Below are 14862 nucleotides of genomic sequence, written 5' to 3'. Positions count from 1 at the left end.
CCCGATCAACCGGACGCAGGCCTGCGCTTCGCCTTGCGCTGCCTGACCGGCGCACGCCTTCCCGCTGCGACCGCCAGCGCGGCCCATTCGAGCAGCGCATCGCCGTCGTCGAGCACCGCGTCGGGCGCACGGCGGTAGTGCATGGTGGCGACCGTTCCGTCCTTGCGGGCGTAGGAAAAGCGTTCGCACCCCGCCGCGTCCCACGCGGGATCGGCGACCGCATCCGATTTGAACCACAAGCTGTCGTCCAGCACGATCGCGAACACCGTGCCGTCGAGGTACAATGTCGCGCCGCCCATCATCCGCCGGAACGTGACCGTCCCCATCGGCGCGAGGCCGTCCGCGACCCATTCGATCAGCCCGTCGTCCGCGCTCATGCCCCCGCCTCGCTCTGTACCACCGGTGCGCGGCTGCGCACCGCGACCACGCATCCCGCGACGATCAGCGCCGCGCCGGTCAGGGTATAGGGCGACACCGTCTCGCCGAACGCCACCCACCCGGCCAGCGCCGCCCAGACGAAGGCGGTATATTCGACCGGGGCCAGCAGCTGCGCCTCCGCCCGCGCATAGGCCCAGGCGAGCGCCATCATCGACAGCGTGCCGAGGATCGCCGCCCCCGTCACCGGCCACCATTGGTTCGCGGCGGGCACCGCCCCCAGCCATGGCGCGGCGGGCAGCAGGAGGATCGCGAGCACGAGGCTGGCGAAGCAGGCGACCTCGACCGGATCGGCGGCCTGCGCCTGTCGCCGCAGCAGGATCAGATTGCCCGCGTAGAGTACCGACGCGGCGACGCAGGCGAGGCTGCCGAGCACCGCCTGCGTCGAGGCATCGGCCCGCACCTCGCCCGCTGCGATCACCAGCACGCCCGCGGATGCGATCAGCGATCCCCATATGGCGCTGCGCCGCACCCGCTCGCCCAGCGTCAGCGCCGCGAGGAACAGCGCCATCAGCGGGGCGAGGAAGGTCAGCGCCACCCCCTGCGCCATCGGCACCCGCGCAAGGCCCCAGAAGAACAGCACCACCGACGATCCCGCCGCCAGCCCGCGCGCGACGTGCAGCACCAGCCGGTCGCGCGGCGGCCAGCGCCGCCCGCTGGCGACGAAGATCGCTCCGCACAGCACGCTGCCCGCGACCGCGCGCCACAGCACCGCGTTATACGCCCCGCTCTCGATCGTCAGCTGCTTCATCAGCGCGTCCATCACCGTATAGACGGCGATGCCGGCGGCGGCGACCGCGAAGGCGGTGAGCGGAGAGGCCGGTTTCGACATGCCCTGCCCTTCGCCGCCCCGCCGCAGCATTGCAACCCCGCGCCCCCTATCGGCGGGGCGGCGTGCGGGATAGGACCGGCGGCATGTCGCTCAACCTCGGCCGGCGGATCGCCCCGCCGCGCTTCGTCGCCTTCGTCCTCGTCGCGCTCGCCGCCGCGGCGTGGAGCGTGCCCGCGCTCGGCTGGCGGCTCGGCGTGCCGCTGGCGTTCGATGCCGGGGCGGCGGTGTTCCTGCTGTCGTGCCTCCCGCTGCTCGGCGCGTCGGCGGCGAAGATGCGCGCGGCGGCGATCCGCAACGACGCCAACCGGCCCGCGCTGCTGCTGCTGTCCGCTGCGCTGGCGATCGTGGTGCTCGCTGCGATCGCCGCCGAACTGGGGCAGCGCGGCAGCCCGAAGCCCGGCGTCATCGCGTTGGTGATCGCGACGCTGCTGCTCAGCTGGGGCTTCGCCAACAGCGTCTATACGCTGCACTATGCGCATATGTTCTACACGCGCGGCGAAGACGGCAAGGATGTGGGCGGCCTGTCGGTTCCCGGCACCGACGAGCCGGATTACCGGGACTTCTGTTACTTCGCCTTCACGCTCGGCATGACGTTCCAGACCTCCGACGTGACGCTGACCAGCCGGGCGATGCGCCGCGTGGCGACCGGCCACTGCCTGATCGCGTTCCTGTTCAACCTGGGCGTCGTGGCGTTCAGCGTGAACGTGCTGGGCGGGGGGTGAGCGCGCCGCCCCGTCTGGTTCGAGCCTGTCGAGAACCGCCCGCCCGGGCGACGCCTTCTCGACAAGCTCGAAGCAAACGGATGCGTTTTACTCCGCCGCCTGCGGCACGCCCGCGCTCGCCGCCTCGATCTCCGCCGCCTTGGCCTCGACCAGCTTGACGATATGCTCGATCATGTCGGCGTCCTGCACATGATGGTCGGTCACGCCCGACAGATACACCATATGCCGCCCGTTGCCGCCGCCGGTGATGCCGATGTCGGTCTCGCGCGCCTCGCCGGGGCCGTTGACGACGCAGCCGAGCACTGAAAGCGACATCGGCGTGCGGATGTGCTGCAACCGTTCCTCCAGTGCCTGCACGGTGCGGATCACGTCGAACCCCTGCCGTGCGCACGACGGGCAGGACACGACGCGCACGCCGCGGTTGCGGATGCCCAGCGCCTTCAGGATCTCGAAGCCGACGCGCACTTCCTCCTCCGGCTCGGCGGAGAGCGACACGCGGATCGTGTCGCCGATCCCGAACCACAGCAGCGACCCGATGCCGATCGAGGACTTGACCGTGCCGCCGACGAAGCCGCCCGCCTCGGTGATGCCCAGATGCAGCGGGCAGTCGACCATCTCGGCCAGCTGCTGGTACGCCGCGACCGCGAGGAACAGGTCGGACGCCTTAACCGCGACCTTGAACTCGTGGAAGTCGTGGTCCTGCAACAGCTTGATATGGTCCATCGCCGATTCGACCAGCGCGTCGGGGCACGGCTCGCCATATTTCTCGAGCAGATGCTTTTCGAGGCTGCCGCCGTTCACGCCGATGCGGATCGCGCAGCCGTTGGCCTTGGCGGCGCGCACCACCTCCGCCACGCGCTCGTTCGATCCGATGTTGCCGGGGTTGATGCGCAGGCACGCCGCCCCCGCATCCGCCGCCTCCAGCGCGCGCTTGTAGTGGAAATGGATGTCGGCGACGATCGGCACGCGCGCGGCGCGGGTGATCTGGCGCAGCGCCTGCGTGCTCGCCACATCGGGGCAGGACACGCGGATGATGTCGGCCCCCGCCTCCTCGCACCGGCGGATCTGGTCGATCGTCGCCACCGCGTCGGACGTTTCGGTGTTGGTCATGGTCTGCACCGTGACCGGCGCGTCGCCGCCGACGGGCACGTTGCCGACCATGATCTGGCGGCTCTGGCGGCGGTGAATGTCCCGCCACGGACGGATCGACATGAAAAATCTCGCTAAGGCTTGCGTAAACTGCCCGAGCCTATAGCGCGGCGCACCACCATGCGAAAGGCGCGGACGGCGGGGGAAGGATGGCATCGGGCGCGATGGACGAGCGCAAGCGGCATTACGGGCTCGACTGGCTGCGCATCGCCGCCTTCGCGCTGCTCGTGCCCTATCACATCGCGCTGACGTTCAGCATCTTTCCCTGGGTGATCAACACGCCCTATGCCTTTCCGTGGCTGACGGTGCCGATGATGGCGGTGACGCCGTGGCGGCTGGGGTTGCTGTTCGCGGTGTCGGGCTATGCCTCGGCCAAGCTGTCGCTGCGCGCGTCGGGACGCACCGCCTTTGCGATCGACCGGTCGAAGCGGCTGCTGGTCCCCCTCGCCTTCGGCATGGTCGCGCTGGTCCCGTCGGAGATGTGGGTGCGGGTGCGCGAGCATGGCTATCCCCGGCCGCTCGGCTGGTTCTGGCTGCACGACGCATGGCACGAGGGTCGCTTCTGGGGCGTGACCTTCCCCAGTTGGGAGCATCTGTGGTTCCTCGTCTATCTCTGGGCCTATACCATGGTGCTCGTCGCGCTGCTGGCCGGGGCATCGGGGCGGGCCGACCGGCTGCTCGATCGCTGGGCGGCGTGGCTGGTGCAAGGGTCGCGGCTGCTGTGGGCGCCGCTGGCGGTGCTGATGCTGCTGCGCGTGTCGGTGCTGTTCACGATTCCGGAGAAGATGGGGCTGGCGACCGACTGGGCGGGGCATCTGCATTACGGGCCGATCTTCGCGCTGGGATTCCTGATCGGGCGACGTTCGATCCTGTGGCCCGCGGTGCACCGGCTGTGGAAGCCCGCGCTGGCGATCGCCATCGTGGGCGCGGCGGCGGCGGCGATCATCGAACTGCGCTATCCCGGCAATGCGGTGCCGCCGCATCTGGAGATGGCGATCAACCGTACCTCGCGCTCCGCCGTCGCCTGGGCGATGGTGCTGGTGCTGTTCCATCTCGCCGACGCCTATGCCGATCGCGACCATCGCTGGCGGGTGCCGCTGTCGCGGGCGGTGTTTCCGGCGTACATGATCCACCATCCGGTCATTATCGCGACGACATGGTTCCTGCTGCCCACCCGCCTCGGCCCCGGCGCGATGGCGGCGATCCTGTTCGCGGTGACGATCGGTGCGTGTTTCGCGGGCTGGCTGCTCGCGCGCAGCGTGCCCCTGCTCGGCATCCTGCTGGGCATGCCGCCGCGCGACGGTGCGGCGCGGGGTAGCGTGGGCCGCGCGATCTGCTAACCACGCGGACCGTTCCGTCCGTCGATCAGGAGTAGCCCCGTGTCCACCGCCCCTCCCCCCCGCTGGACGCTGCTGGTGCATGGCGGCGCGGGCGTGCTGACCCGCGATACGGTGTCGGCGCAGACCGACGCCGCCGCGCGCGCCGGGCTAGATGCCGCGCTGGCGGCGGGCGAGGCGGTGCTGGCATCGGGCGGCGCGGCGATCGATGCGGTGCAGGCGGCGGTGCGGGTGCTGGAGGACGATCCGACCTTCAATGCCGGGCGCGGCGCGGTGTTCACCTTTGACGGCGGGATCGAACTCGACGCGGCGATCATGGACGGCGCGACCCGTGCGGCGGGCGCGGTGGCGGGCGTCACGGCGGTGCGCAGCCCGGTCACGCTCGCCCGCGCGGTGATGGAACACAGCCCGCACGTCCTGCTGGCAGGCAAGGGCGCCGACACCTTCGCCGCCGAACAGGGCGTCGAGCCCGCCGCCCCCGGCTGGTTCGCGACGCCCGAGCGCCGCGCGCAGCTCGACGCGATGAAGGCCGACCCCGACAACTGGTTCGACGTCGACATGAAATACGGCACGGTCGGCGCGGTCGCGGTGGACGCGGACGGCCATGTCGCCGCCGCCACCTCGACCGGGGGCGTCACTGCCAAGCGCTGGGGCCGGATCGGCGATTCGCCGCTGATCGGCGCGGGCACGCTGGCCGACGACCGCGCCTGCGCCGTGTCGGCCACCGGTGCGGGCGAATATTTCATCCGCGTGGGCGTGGCGCACGAGATCGCCGCGCGCATCCGCTTCACCGGCGAACCGCTGCAGGCCGCCGCCGACGCGGTACTGGCCGAGACGAAGGCCTTGGGCGGCACCGGCGGGGTGATCGTCACCGGCCCCGCGGGCGATGCCGCGTGGAGCTTCACCACGCCCGGCATGTACCGCGCCCGAGCGACTTCGGACGGCGAGCGCCGCGTCGCCATCTATGGCGACGAGCGATGAGCGGCCTCACCGCCATCCACCATGTCGCGATCATCGCGTCGGACTATGACCGCTCGAAGCGCTTCTATGTCGAGGCGCTCGGCTTCACGATCCTGCGCGAGGTGTGGCGCGCCGAGCGCCGGTCGTGGAAATGCGACCTGACGCTGGGCGGCATGCAGATCGAGCTGTTCACCTTTCCGCAGGCCCCGCCCCGCCCGTCGCGGCCCGAGGCGCTGGGCCTGCGCCACCTCGCCTTCGCGGTCGGCGATGTCGAGGCCGAGGTCGCGCGGCTGGCGGCGCACGGCGTCGCGTGCGAGCCGGTGCGGGTGGACGAACATACCGGGCAGCGCTTCACCTTCTTCACCGATCCCGACGGGCTGCCGCTGGAACTGTACGAAACAGGCTGAGGGGCGCTATGGCCAAGCTCATGATTCGCCGCATGATCCTCGCGCTCGCCGCGCTGCTCGCCGCCTCGCCCGCCCATGCCTATTGGGAGTTCGGCCACGAAAGCGTCGCGACCATCGCCCGGCTGAACGTCCGCCCCGAAACCCGCGCCGCGATCGAGCGCATCCTGCGGCACCAGGCGCTGCTGGAGACGCCGAGCTGCCCGGCGCGCACCATCGAACAGGCCAGCGTATGGGCCGATTGCGTGAAGCCGCTGGGCGAGCGGTTCAGCTATGCCTATGCGTGGCACTATCAGAATGTCGACGTGTGCAAGCCGTTCGACCTGAAATCGGCCTGCCGCGACGGCAATTGCGTGTCGGCGCAGATCGAGCGCGACGTGAAGCTGCTGAAGGACCCCAAGGTCCCGATGCGCGAGAAGGTGATGGCGCTCGCCTTCCTCGTCCATTTCGTCGGCGACCTGCACATGCCGCTGCACGCCGGGGATCGCGGCGATCTGGGCGGCAACCGGGTGAAGGCGGACTATGGCGCCTATGGCCCCGAACGCTTCAACCTCCATTCGATCTGGGACGGGCCGCTGACCGAACGGGCGATCTCGACGCCGCCGTCGATCCTGCGCGTCTATACCGCCGCCGAGCGCGCGCCCGTACAGGCGGGCAGCGTCGAGGACTGGAGCCGCGACAGCTGGACCGTCAGCCGCGACCATGCCTATGCCCCGGCACTCGGCGGCGATGCCTGCGGCCCGAAGCCCGATGGCCGGGTGAAGCTGGACGATGCGACCATCGCCCGGCTGGTGCCGATCGCGCAGGATCAGGTGAAGAAGGGCGGCCTGCGCCTCGCCCGGCTGCTCGACGAGGCGCTCGGTTAAAGAAACATTGCCACCGCCGGTGGCCCGTGCAACCTTGGCGCATGGATCGACCGCACATCATGCGGCGAGTGACAGGGGATGAGGATGCGGGGGATCGCGACGATCGCGGCGGCGATGCTGCTGGCCATGGGCCTTGGCGGCTGTGGCCTGACACCGGGCGACGGCGGGCCGCAACTGACGGTCGCGGGCCCTAGCGCGGCAGTGGAGGCGTTCGTCCGCGCGCAGGGCGCGCATCGCCCGACCCGCGCCACCACCTTTCCGCAGGCGCTGGGCAACGGACAGGCGAGCGCACGGGTGCTGATGCCTGCGGGCACGCCGGTGGCCACGATGCAGCGCCTCGCCGACGAGGCGATCGCGGCAGGGCTGACGTCGGGGATCGTCGCGGGACGCTGAGCCCCGCCGCACCCGTCTTTACCGTTTCTTGTCCGCTGCCGTGCTTGGATGCGGCGATGGAGTCGGGTTGGCGACATGTCTGTCTTTGGCTGGCGCTGATGCTCTCGGCGTTCGCCGCCGTGCCTGCCGCCGCGCAGGCAGGGATCGTCGGCGATGCGCTGCGCCTGTGCGTCCGCCCGGTAGCGACCGGCGATACGGTGCGCGGCGTGCTGGCGGATGCGCGCCGGTTCGATTGCACCACGCCGCAGCAACGCTTCGGTCCCGGCAGCTTCTGGGTGCTGTCCGGCGCGCTGCCGCGTCATGCGGGGGCGGCGCTGCGCATCCGCCAGACCAGCGTGGTGCAGGACGCGCTGACCATCTACGCGATCCGCACCGACGGGCGGATCAGCGGCGTCGCCAGCAGCCCGTCGGGGGTCGCCAACCATCTCCGTCTCGGCGCGGTGATCGAACACCGGTTCGAGCCGTCCCCCGCCCCGGTCGCCCGAATCCTGTGGCGCATCGACGGCGCGGCCAACATGCGCGGCATCGTGGTCGGCGCGCGCGTCACCGACGATGCCGACAGCATCCGCTCCGACCTGCTGCTCGCGGCGCTCTATGCGGGCTTCATCGGGCTGTGCTCCGCGCTGCTGATCTACAATCTCGCGCTGTGGACCGCGCTGCGGCACCATTTCCAGATCGCCTATTGCGCGATGCTGCTGTGCCTGAACCTCTATGCGCTGTCGTCGTCGGGGGCGCTGGCGTGGCTGATCCCCGATCTGCCCAACAACAACCGCATCGCCTTCAACCATGTCGTGCTGTCATGGGCGACGGCCGCCGCGCTGGCCTTTTGCCGCCGGTTCTTCGAGCGGCCGATCTTCGGACGGGTGCTCGGCCCGGCGATCGACGGGGCGGCGGCGGCCTTCTTCGTGCTCGGCCTGTCCTTCACCGTGTTCGCGCCGGTCGCGATGCGCCTGCTCGACCAGATCTATTCGGTCATGTTCATGCTCGTGCCGCTGGTGGTGCTGCCGGTGCTGGTCAGCGCATGGCGGCGGCGCAGCAACTATCTGTGGCTGTTCTCGCTCACCTGGGCGTCGCCGATCGGCATGATCGTGACCCGCGGGCTGTACAATCTGAACTTCATCGCGTGGAATTTCTGGATCGACAATTCCACCCTGCTGGCGATGAGCGCGGAGGCGCTGCTCACCAGCCTCGCCATCGCCTATCGCATCCGCCTGCTCAGCATCGAGCGCGATCAGGCGGTGCGGCAGGAGGCGATCACCCGCGAGCTGGCGGAGACCGATCCGCTGACCGGGCTGCTCAACCGCCGCGCGTTCATGGAACGGGCGATCGCGGTGGAGGGCACGCGCACGCTGATGCTGTTCGACATCGATCATTTCAAGCAGGTCAACGACACCATCGGCCATGACGGCGGCGACGAGGTACTGCGCCTGTTCGCCCGTACCCTCAGCGAGCATCGCCGCGGCGACGTGCTGCTGGCGCGCATGGGCGGCGAGGAGTTCGCGATGCTGGGGCCGGTCGGCGCGATGCCCGATCCCGACTCGATCCTCGCGGTGGTCCGCGCCCAGTTGATGCCGTTCGACCTGCGCGTGACCACCAGCATCGGCATCTGCCACGGGCCGCTGTCGGGCGAGAACGACTGGAAGCGGCTGTACCGCCTCGCCGATCAGGCACTGTTCCAGGCGAAGGCGGCAGGGCGCGATCGGTCGGTACGCGCCCGCCCGCTGGCGGCGGCGGCCTGAGCAGGCCTTCGCCGCACCGCCGCATCGCAGTTGCACAAAAGACAACGTGGGTTGCACCCGGTGCAACTCCTGCTTACACTCCTGTCAATGAGCAGCGTCGCCCCCTCGTCCGCCCGCTATGCCCATCCCGTGCCGTGGGAGACGCCGATCCCGCCCATGTCGATGGTGACATTGTTCGAGGAATCGGCGGCAAGGGCCGGACATGCCCCGCTGATCGACTTCCTCGGGCGGCACTACAGCTATGCCGAGACGAAGAACGGCGCGGACCGGGTGGCGTGCGGGCTGGCGGCAATGGGCTATGGTCCGGGCGACCGCATCGGGCTGTTCCTGCCCAACGTCCCGCATTATGTCGCGGCCTATTACGGCATCCTGAAACTGGGTGCGACGGTGGTCAACTTCTCCCCGCTCTATACCGCGCAGGAACTGGCGGCGCAGGTCGAGGATTCGGGCACGAAGCTGCTGTTCACCCTCTCCGCCTCCGCATTGCTGCCGACCGCGCTGCAGGTGCTCGAATCGAGCTCGCTCGAACGGCTGGTCGTCGGATCGGTCGCGGGTGCGCTGCCCGCCGCCAAGTCGCTGTTCTACCGCTGGTTCCGATCGAGCGAGGTGACGCCCCGCCCGCACGACCCGCGCATCACCGCCTTTTCCGCGCTGATCGCCAACGACGGCGGCTGCGCGACCCCGACGATCGACCCGGAACGCGACCTCGCGCTGATCCAGTACACCGGCGGCACCACCGGCAGCCCGAAGGGCGCGATGCTCAGCCACGCCAATCTCTCCGCCAATGCGCGGCAGGTCGCGTGGCTCGATCCCGATCACGGCCGGATCGTCGACCGCATCCTCGGCGTGCTGCCGTTCTTCCACGTCTTCGCCAATACCTGCGTACTCAACCGCACCGTGGTGTCGGGCGGGGAGATCGTGATGCTGCCGCGCTTCGATGCGGGACAGGTGCTGGCGGCGATCGACCGGACGAAGGCGACCGCGCTGCCGGGCGTTCCGACGATGTACCGCGCGCTGCTCGACCATCCGCGCCTTGCGCAGACCGACTTTTCCTCGCTGGCCCATTGCATCTCGGGCGGGGCACCGCTGCCGCCCGAACTGAAGCAACGGTTCGAGGCGGCGACCGGCGCGACGCTGATCGAGGGATACGGCCTGTCGGAAAGCTCGGGCGTGGTGTCGTGCAACCCCTATTCCGGTGTGCAGAAGTCGGGCAGCATCGGCCAGCCGATCGCAGGCACCCGCGTACGGCTGGTCGACAAGGAAGACGCGACCCGCCCCGCGCCCGACGGCGAACCGGGCGAGATCGTGGTGACGGGACCGCAGATCATGGGCGGCTACTGGAACCGGCCGGATGCCGACGACACGACCTTCTGCACCGACGCCGAAGGAGTCCGCTGGCTGCGCACCGGCGATGTCGGCACCATCGACGACGACGGCTTCATCCACATCGTCGACCGGCTGAAGGACATGATCGCGGTCGGCGGGTTCAAGGTGTTCCCGAGCGAGATCGAGCGTGTGCTCTACCACCATCCGGCGGTGCGCGAGGCGCTCGTGATCGGCCTGCCCAGCGACTATCGCGGCGAAAGCCCGCACGCCTATGTCACCCTGACCGAGGATGCGGCGGTGGACGGCGAAGGGCTGAAGGCGTGGCTCAACCCGCAACTCGGCAAGCACGAACGGGTCGACGAGGTGGTCGTCCGCCTGGCGCTGCCCAAGACGATGATCGGCAAGCTCAGCCGCAAGGACCTGATCGCCGAGGTGATGGCGGAGCGGGGCGCGTAGGATTTTTGGTTCACGCGAAGGCGCGAAGACGCGAAGGGAAGGGAATTTAGATTTCGCGCGGAGGCGCGGAGGCGCAGAGAGGTTGCGCCTGCCGCGCCAGCGGCTCTCCAAATCCGGCGCAACGAATGAAAGGCTCCGCCGGACAGGGTGACACGGCAGCGCACACAACCTCTCTGCGCCTCCGCGCCTCCGCGCGAACCATCACTCTTCTTCTCTTCGCGTCTCCGCGCCTTCGCGTGAAACCGAATCTCCCCCACCCTTCCGACCACGACGCAAATCCGGTACAGGCCACCCGATGACCACCACCCCGAAAACCTTCCACGTCAAGTCGTTCGGCTGCCAGATGAACGTCTATGACGGCGAGCGCATGGCCGAGTTGATGACCGCGCAGGGCATGACCGCGACCGACGACGCCAATGCCGCCGACCTCGTCGTGCTCAACACCTGCCACATCCGCGAGAAGGCGACCGAGAAGGTCTATTCGGACATCGGCCGCCTGCGCAAGCACGGCGCCGACCCGATGATCGCGATCGCGGGCTGCGTCGCGCAGGCCGAGGGCGAGGAGATCGTCCGCCGCGCGAAGGTGGACGTGGTGGTCGGCCCGCAGGCGTATCACAACCTGCCGAAGCTGGTCGCCGATGCGGCGGCGGGCAAGCCCCAGCTCGACACCGACATGCCGGTGGAATCCAAGTTCGCCCACCTCCCCGCCCGCCGCCGGGTGGGGCCGAGCGCGTTCCTGACGGTGCAGGAGGGCTGCGACAAATTCTGCACCTATTGCGTCGTGCCCTATACCCGCGGCGCGGAGATCAGCCGCCCCTTCGCGCGCATCGTCGACGAGGCGAAGGCGCTGGTCGACGCGGGCGCGCGCGAGATCACGCTGCTGGGGCAGAACGTCAATGCGTGGACCGACGAGGACGGGCGCGGGCTCGACGCGCTGATCCGCACCCTCGACCGCATCCCCGCGCTCGAGCGCATCCGCTATACCACCAGCCACCCCAACGACATGACGCAGGGGCTGATCGACGCGCACCGCGACGTCGAAAAGCTGATGCCGTTCCTCCACCTGCCGGTGCAGGCGGGCAGCGACCGCATCCTGAAGGCGATGAACCGCAGCCACACCCGCGACAGCTATCTGCGCATCCTCGACCGCGTCCGCGCCGCCCGACCCGACATCGCGCTGTCGGGCGACTTCATCGTCGGCTTCCCCGGCGAGAGCGATGCCGAGTTCGCGGAGACGCTCGCCCTCGTCGATGCGGTCGGCTATGCGCAGGCGTTCAGCTTCAAATACTCGCCCCGCCCCGGCACCCCCGCCGCCGACATGGGCGGCGACGTGCCCATGGAGGTGATGGATGAGCGGCTCCAGCGGTTGCAGGCGGCGCTGCTGCGCGACCAGAAGGCGTTCAACGATGCCGCCGTGGGCCGCACCTGCCGCGTGCTGGTGGAGCGCGCCGGGCGCCATCCGGGCCAGATGCTCGGCAAGTCGCCGTGGCTGCAATCGGTCCATTTCACGACCGACGCCCGCATCGGCGACATGGTGGCGGTGGAGATCGTCGCCGCCGGTCCCGTCTCGCTCTCGGGCGTCGAGCGGGTGCAACAGGCGGCTTGAGCGACCTTGCGACGCGCGTTGGGATCGGCGACGACATCGCCTATCTCCGCCCCGCCCATCCGCAGCCCGGCTGGCGCGCGCACGCCAATTTCGGGCAGCTCGCCGACTTCTGGCTGCACGTCCATGCCAGCCTGAAGGGCGAGGCGGCGGCGGTCGCCGCCACGCTTGCCGCCCTGCGCGCCGGGCGGCTCGACCCCGCCGGGTTCCAGCGGCGGTTCGTCGGCGAGCTGAACCGCTTCCTCCAGCATCTCGACGCGCATCACCGCATCGAGGATCAGGCCTATTTCCCGAAGTTCCGCGCGCTCGACCCGCGCATGGCGCGCGGGTTCGACCTGCTCGACGCCGATCATCACGCGATCCATGCCGCGCTGGTCGCCAATGCCGATGCCGCGCGGACGCTGCTGGCGGCGCTGCACGGATCGGACGCGGTCGATCGCGCCGCCGACGGCTATGCCGCGCAGTCGGACGCGCTGCTGGCGATGCTGACCCGTCATCTGGCCGACGAGGAGGATCTGGTGATCCCGGCGATGCTGGAACACGGGGAACGGGTGCTCGGATAGCGCGGGGCGAAATGCGATGAAACCGTTCGCGCTGAGTAGGGGCTGAGCTTGTCGAAGCCCAATATCGAAGCACCCCGCCCGGACGGTCCTTCGATACGCCATTTCGACGGGCTCAATGGCTACTCAGGACGAACGGGGCAATTGCCCGCACTGGCATCGCACCCCTGCCGCCCCTACCTCCCGGCAAACGTCAAAGGACCGTCCATGACCCAGCCCGTCGAAGTCGATATCCCGCACAAGCTCGGCCGCGCCGCGGTGCGCGCCCGGATGGATTCCGGCATCGACAAGCTGGCGGGCATGATCCCCGGCGGCACGATGCATGACAAGCGCTGGGACGGCGACACGCTGCACTTCACCGTCACCGGCATGGGCCAGACCGTCGCCGCGCGCTGCGAGGTGCAGGACGCGAACGTCCATGCGGTGCTCGACCTGCCGCCGATGCTGGCGCTGTTCGCCGCCAAGATCCGCGACAAGCTGACCCGCGAAGGCCCGGCGCTGCTCAAGTGAACGGCGTCGCCCCGGCACCGTGATCGCGGCGCCGTCTCTCCCCGTTCGTCCCGAGCGAAGTCGAGGGACGTGCCGCAGGCGCTCGACCAGGCCCGACACGAACGGCCGGAGCGGCATGCCGTCACGGATCGCGCCGTTACCGCCGCCCCGCACTCACCCGCCACACCACATTGCCCACATCGTCGGCGACGAGCATCGCGCCGGTGCGGTCGGCGATCACCCCCACCGGGCGACCATGGACCTGCTTGCCGTCCGCGGTCAGGAACCCGGTCAGCACATCCACGGGCTTTGCGTTGGACGGCGGGAAACCGTTGGGCGCAAACGGCACGAACACGACCTTGTAGCCCGACGGCGGCACCCGGTTCCACGATCCGTGCAGTCCGATCATCGCGCCGTACCCGAACCGGTCGCCCAGCCGCATCGCATCGGTGAAGGCAAGGCCGAGCGGCGCGACATGCGCGCCCAATGCGAAGTCCGGCCGCACGACATATTCACGCAGGTCGGGCCGCTGCGGCTGCACCCGATCGTCGATATAGCCGCCCCAGTAATGCCACGGCCAGCCATAGTTGCCGCCGAACTCCACCTTGGTCAGATAATCGGGCGGCATGTCGGACCCCAGCATGTCGCGTTCGTTGACCACCGCCCACAAGTCCTTCGTGCGCGGCTCGAACGCCATGCCGTTGGCGTTGCGCAGCCCGCTGGCATAGATGCGGTAGGTCTTCGCCACCGGATCGACCTGCCAGATGGCGGCGCGGTTCTTCTCGACGTCGAGGCCGTTCTCGGCGATGTTCGATGCCGATCCGACGCTGACGTACAGCGACTGGCCGTCGGGCGCCGCCACGACGTTGCGCGCCCAGTGGTTGCCGCCGCCCGGCAGCTTGACCACCGTCTCGGGCTGCGCGGTGATGCGGGTCTGGCCGACGCGGAAGGGATAGCGCACCAGCGCATCGGTATTGGCGACATAGAGCCGGTCGCCCAGCACCGCCATGCCGAAGGGCGAGTTGAGTCCGGTCAGCAGCACGCTGCGCGCCTCGGCCACGCCGTCGCCGTCCGCATCGCGCAACAGGGTGATGCGGTTGGCCGAGGCGCCGCCCGCCCCCGCCTTGTCCATGAAGCGGCGCATGAACCAGCCGGTGATCCCGCCGCCGTCGCGCGGCGGGCTGTTGCTCTCGGCGACCAGCACGTCGCCGTTGCCCAGGCGGTACAGCCAGCGCGGATGATCGAGTCCCCTGGCGAACGCCTGCACCTGCAATCCCGGCGCGGCGGTCGGCGTCTGCCCTTCCGCCCAGCCGATCGGCTCGGCGACGCGCACCGTCGGGATGCGCTGCGGCCGTGCCTGCGACAGTTGCGGTACGCGCCCCGTCACCGCCTGCTCGCTGAACGCGGCGCGATCTGGCCGGGTCAGATAGAACACCAGCGCAGCCAGCAGCACGACGGCGAGGATCGACAGGCGGATGACGTGTTTGCGCATGTCCGACGAATAGGGCGCGGCGGCTCCCACGGGAAGGGGGCAAAAATGCCGCCGGTCGCGCCATGCGACCGGCGGCCCGTCAGGGAACGGCGATCATAC

The 14862-nt window shown here is 69.7% G+C and carries 15 protein-coding genes; 11 read left to right on the top strand and 4 right to left on the bottom strand.

Annotation, left to right across the window (positions count from 1 at the left end):
• Positions 1-5 precede the first annotated feature (5 nt).
• Together ABLE43_RS10550 and ABLE43_RS10545 are read right to left on the bottom strand one after the other, a co-directional pair.
• A complete protein-coding gene (locus ABLE43_RS10550) occupies positions 6-377 on the bottom strand; it encodes a TfoX/Sxy family protein (protein ID WP_348978462.1) in 372 nt (123 codons plus the stop codon).
• A complete protein-coding gene (locus ABLE43_RS10545) occupies positions 374-1267 on the bottom strand; it encodes a DMT family transporter (protein WP_348978461.1) in 894 nt (297 codons plus the stop codon). The genes ABLE43_RS10550 and ABLE43_RS10545 overlap by 4 nt, the downstream gene beginning before the upstream one ends.
• 83 nt (positions 1268-1350) lie before the next feature.
• On the opposite strand from ABLE43_RS10545, the gene ABLE43_RS10540 reads away from it, so the two are divergent.
• Positions 1351-1989: a DUF1345 domain-containing protein gene (locus tag ABLE43_RS10540; protein ID WP_348978460.1), complete on the top strand. Its 639-nt coding sequence runs from the start codon at positions 1351-1353 to the stop codon at positions 1987-1989.
• A gap of 87 nt (positions 1990-2076) precedes the next feature.
• Here ABLE43_RS10540 and ispG read toward each other — a convergent pair whose 3' ends face one another.
• Positions 2077-3201, bottom strand: coding sequence for a flavodoxin-dependent (E)-4-hydroxy-3-methylbut-2-enyl-diphosphate synthase (gene ispG, locus ABLE43_RS10535; RefSeq protein ID WP_348978459.1), 1125 nt, complete (start codon positions 3199-3201; stop codon positions 2077-2079).
• A gap of 86 nt (positions 3202-3287) precedes the next feature.
• Here ispG and ABLE43_RS10530 point away from each other — a divergent pair, with 86 nt between their 5' ends.
• The 10 genes from ABLE43_RS10530 to ABLE43_RS10485 all read left to right on the top strand — a co-directional run bounded on the left by ABLE43_RS10530 (position 3288) and on the right by ABLE43_RS10485 (position 13292).
• A complete protein-coding gene (locus tag ABLE43_RS10530) occupies positions 3288-4478 on the top strand; it encodes an acyltransferase family protein (protein ID WP_348978458.1) in 1191 nt (396 codons plus the stop codon).
• 39 nt (positions 4479-4517) lie between these two features.
• Complete coding sequence (locus ABLE43_RS10525) at positions 4518-5456, top strand: isoaspartyl peptidase/L-asparaginase family protein (RefSeq protein WP_348978457.1); 939 nt, start codon at positions 4518-4520, stop codon at positions 5454-5456.
• Complete coding sequence (gene gloA2, locus ABLE43_RS10520) at positions 5453-5842, top strand: SMU1112c/YaeR family gloxylase I-like metalloprotein (RefSeq protein ID WP_348978456.1); 390 nt, start codon at positions 5453-5455, stop codon at positions 5840-5842. Before ABLE43_RS10525 ends, gloA2 begins: the two co-directional genes overlap by 4 nt.
• An 8-nt stretch (positions 5843-5850) precedes the next feature.
• Positions 5851-6705, top strand: a complete 855-nt coding sequence (locus ABLE43_RS10515; RefSeq protein ID WP_348978455.1) for a S1/P1 nuclease — start codon at positions 5851-5853, stop codon at positions 6703-6705.
• Between the two features lie 84 nt (positions 6706-6789).
• Positions 6790-7098 carry a hypothetical protein gene (locus ABLE43_RS10510; RefSeq protein WP_348978454.1) on the top strand — a complete coding sequence of 103 codons (309 nt, stop codon included), beginning with the start codon at positions 6790-6792 and terminating at the stop codon, positions 7096-7098.
• Between the two features lie 56 nt (positions 7099-7154).
• On the top strand, positions 7155-8837 hold the full coding sequence (locus ABLE43_RS10505) for a GGDEF domain-containing protein (protein WP_348978453.1): 1683 nt from the start codon (positions 7155-7157) through the stop codon (positions 8835-8837).
• Between the two features lie 87 nt (positions 8838-8924).
• Positions 8925-10619, top strand: a complete 1695-nt coding sequence (locus ABLE43_RS10500; protein WP_425475256.1) for a long-chain-fatty-acid--CoA ligase — start codon at positions 8925-8927, stop codon at positions 10617-10619.
• A 295-nt stretch (positions 10620-10914) separates the two neighbouring features.
• Entirely contained in the window at positions 10915-12225 is a 1311-nt protein-coding gene (miaB, locus tag ABLE43_RS10495; RefSeq protein ID WP_348978452.1) for a tRNA (N6-isopentenyl adenosine(37)-C2)-methylthiotransferase MiaB, read from the top strand.
• Positions 12222-12785, top strand: a complete 564-nt coding sequence (locus ABLE43_RS10490) for a hemerythrin domain-containing protein (protein WP_348978451.1) — start codon at positions 12222-12224, stop codon at positions 12783-12785. The genes miaB and ABLE43_RS10490 overlap by 4 nt, the downstream gene beginning before the upstream one ends.
• A gap of 204 nt (positions 12786-12989) precedes the next feature.
• Positions 12990-13292 (top strand): polyhydroxyalkanoic acid system family protein, encoded by a 303-nt coding sequence (locus ABLE43_RS10485; protein WP_348978450.1) that lies wholly within the window; start codon positions 12990-12992, stop codon positions 13290-13292.
• Positions 13293-13428: 136 nt separating this feature from the next.
• Here ABLE43_RS10485 and ABLE43_RS10480 read toward each other — a convergent pair whose 3' ends face one another.
• The gene (locus ABLE43_RS10480) at positions 13429-14763 is read right to left on the bottom strand and encodes a PQQ-dependent sugar dehydrogenase (protein ID WP_348978449.1); all 1335 of its coding nucleotides are present in this window, start codon (positions 14761-14763) and stop codon (positions 13429-13431) included.
• Positions 14764-14862: the final 99 nt, after the last annotated feature.

It is taken from the genome of Sphingomonas silueang (assembly GCF_040049155.1).
Classification (GTDB): Bacteria; Pseudomonadota; Alphaproteobacteria; order Sphingomonadales; family Sphingomonadaceae; genus Sphingomonas; species Sphingomonas silueang.
The sequence above is the reverse complement of the archived record's forward strand: the minus strand, read 5'-3'. Positions and strand labels throughout refer to the sequence as shown.

Coding starts and splice junctions, on each gene's coding strand:
- ABLE43_RS10550 (WP_348978462.1), bottom strand. CDS start 377: ATGAGCGCGGACGACGGGCTGATCGAATGGGTCGCGGACGGCCTCGCG.
- ABLE43_RS10545 (WP_348978461.1), bottom strand. CDS start 1,267: ATGTCGAAACCGGCCTCTCCGCTCACCGCCTTCGCGGTCGCCGCCGCC.
- ABLE43_RS10540 (WP_348978460.1), top strand. CDS start 1,351: ATGTCGCTCAACCTCGGCCGGCGGATCGCCCCGCCGCGCTTCGTCGCC.
- ispG (WP_348978459.1), bottom strand. CDS start 3,201: ATGTCGATCCGTCCGTGGCGGGACATTCACCGCCGCCAGAGCCGCCAG.
- ABLE43_RS10530 (WP_348978458.1), top strand. CDS start 3,288: ATGGCATCGGGCGCGATGGACGAGCGCAAGCGGCATTACGGGCTCGAC.
- gloA2 (WP_348978456.1), top strand. CDS start 5,453: ATGAGCGGCCTCACCGCCATCCACCATGTCGCGATCATCGCGTCGGAC.
- ABLE43_RS10515 (WP_348978455.1), top strand. CDS start 5,851: ATGGCCAAGCTCATGATTCGCCGCATGATCCTCGCGCTCGCCGCGCTG.
- ABLE43_RS10510 (WP_348978454.1), top strand. CDS start 6,790: ATGCGGGGGATCGCGACGATCGCGGCGGCGATGCTGCTGGCCATGGGC.
- ABLE43_RS10505 (WP_348978453.1), top strand. CDS start 7,155: ATGGAGTCGGGTTGGCGACATGTCTGTCTTTGGCTGGCGCTGATGCTC.
- ABLE43_RS10500 (WP_425475256.1), top strand. CDS start 8,925: ATGAGCAGCGTCGCCCCCTCGTCCGCCCGCTATGCCCATCCCGTGCCG.
- miaB (WP_348978452.1), top strand. CDS start 10,915: ATGACCACCACCCCGAAAACCTTCCACGTCAAGTCGTTCGGCTGCCAG.
- ABLE43_RS10485 (WP_348978450.1), top strand. CDS start 12,990: ATGACCCAGCCCGTCGAAGTCGATATCCCGCACAAGCTCGGCCGCGCC.
- ABLE43_RS10480 (WP_348978449.1), bottom strand. CDS start 14,763: ATGCGCAAACACGTCATCCGCCTGTCGATCCTCGCCGTCGTGCTGCTG.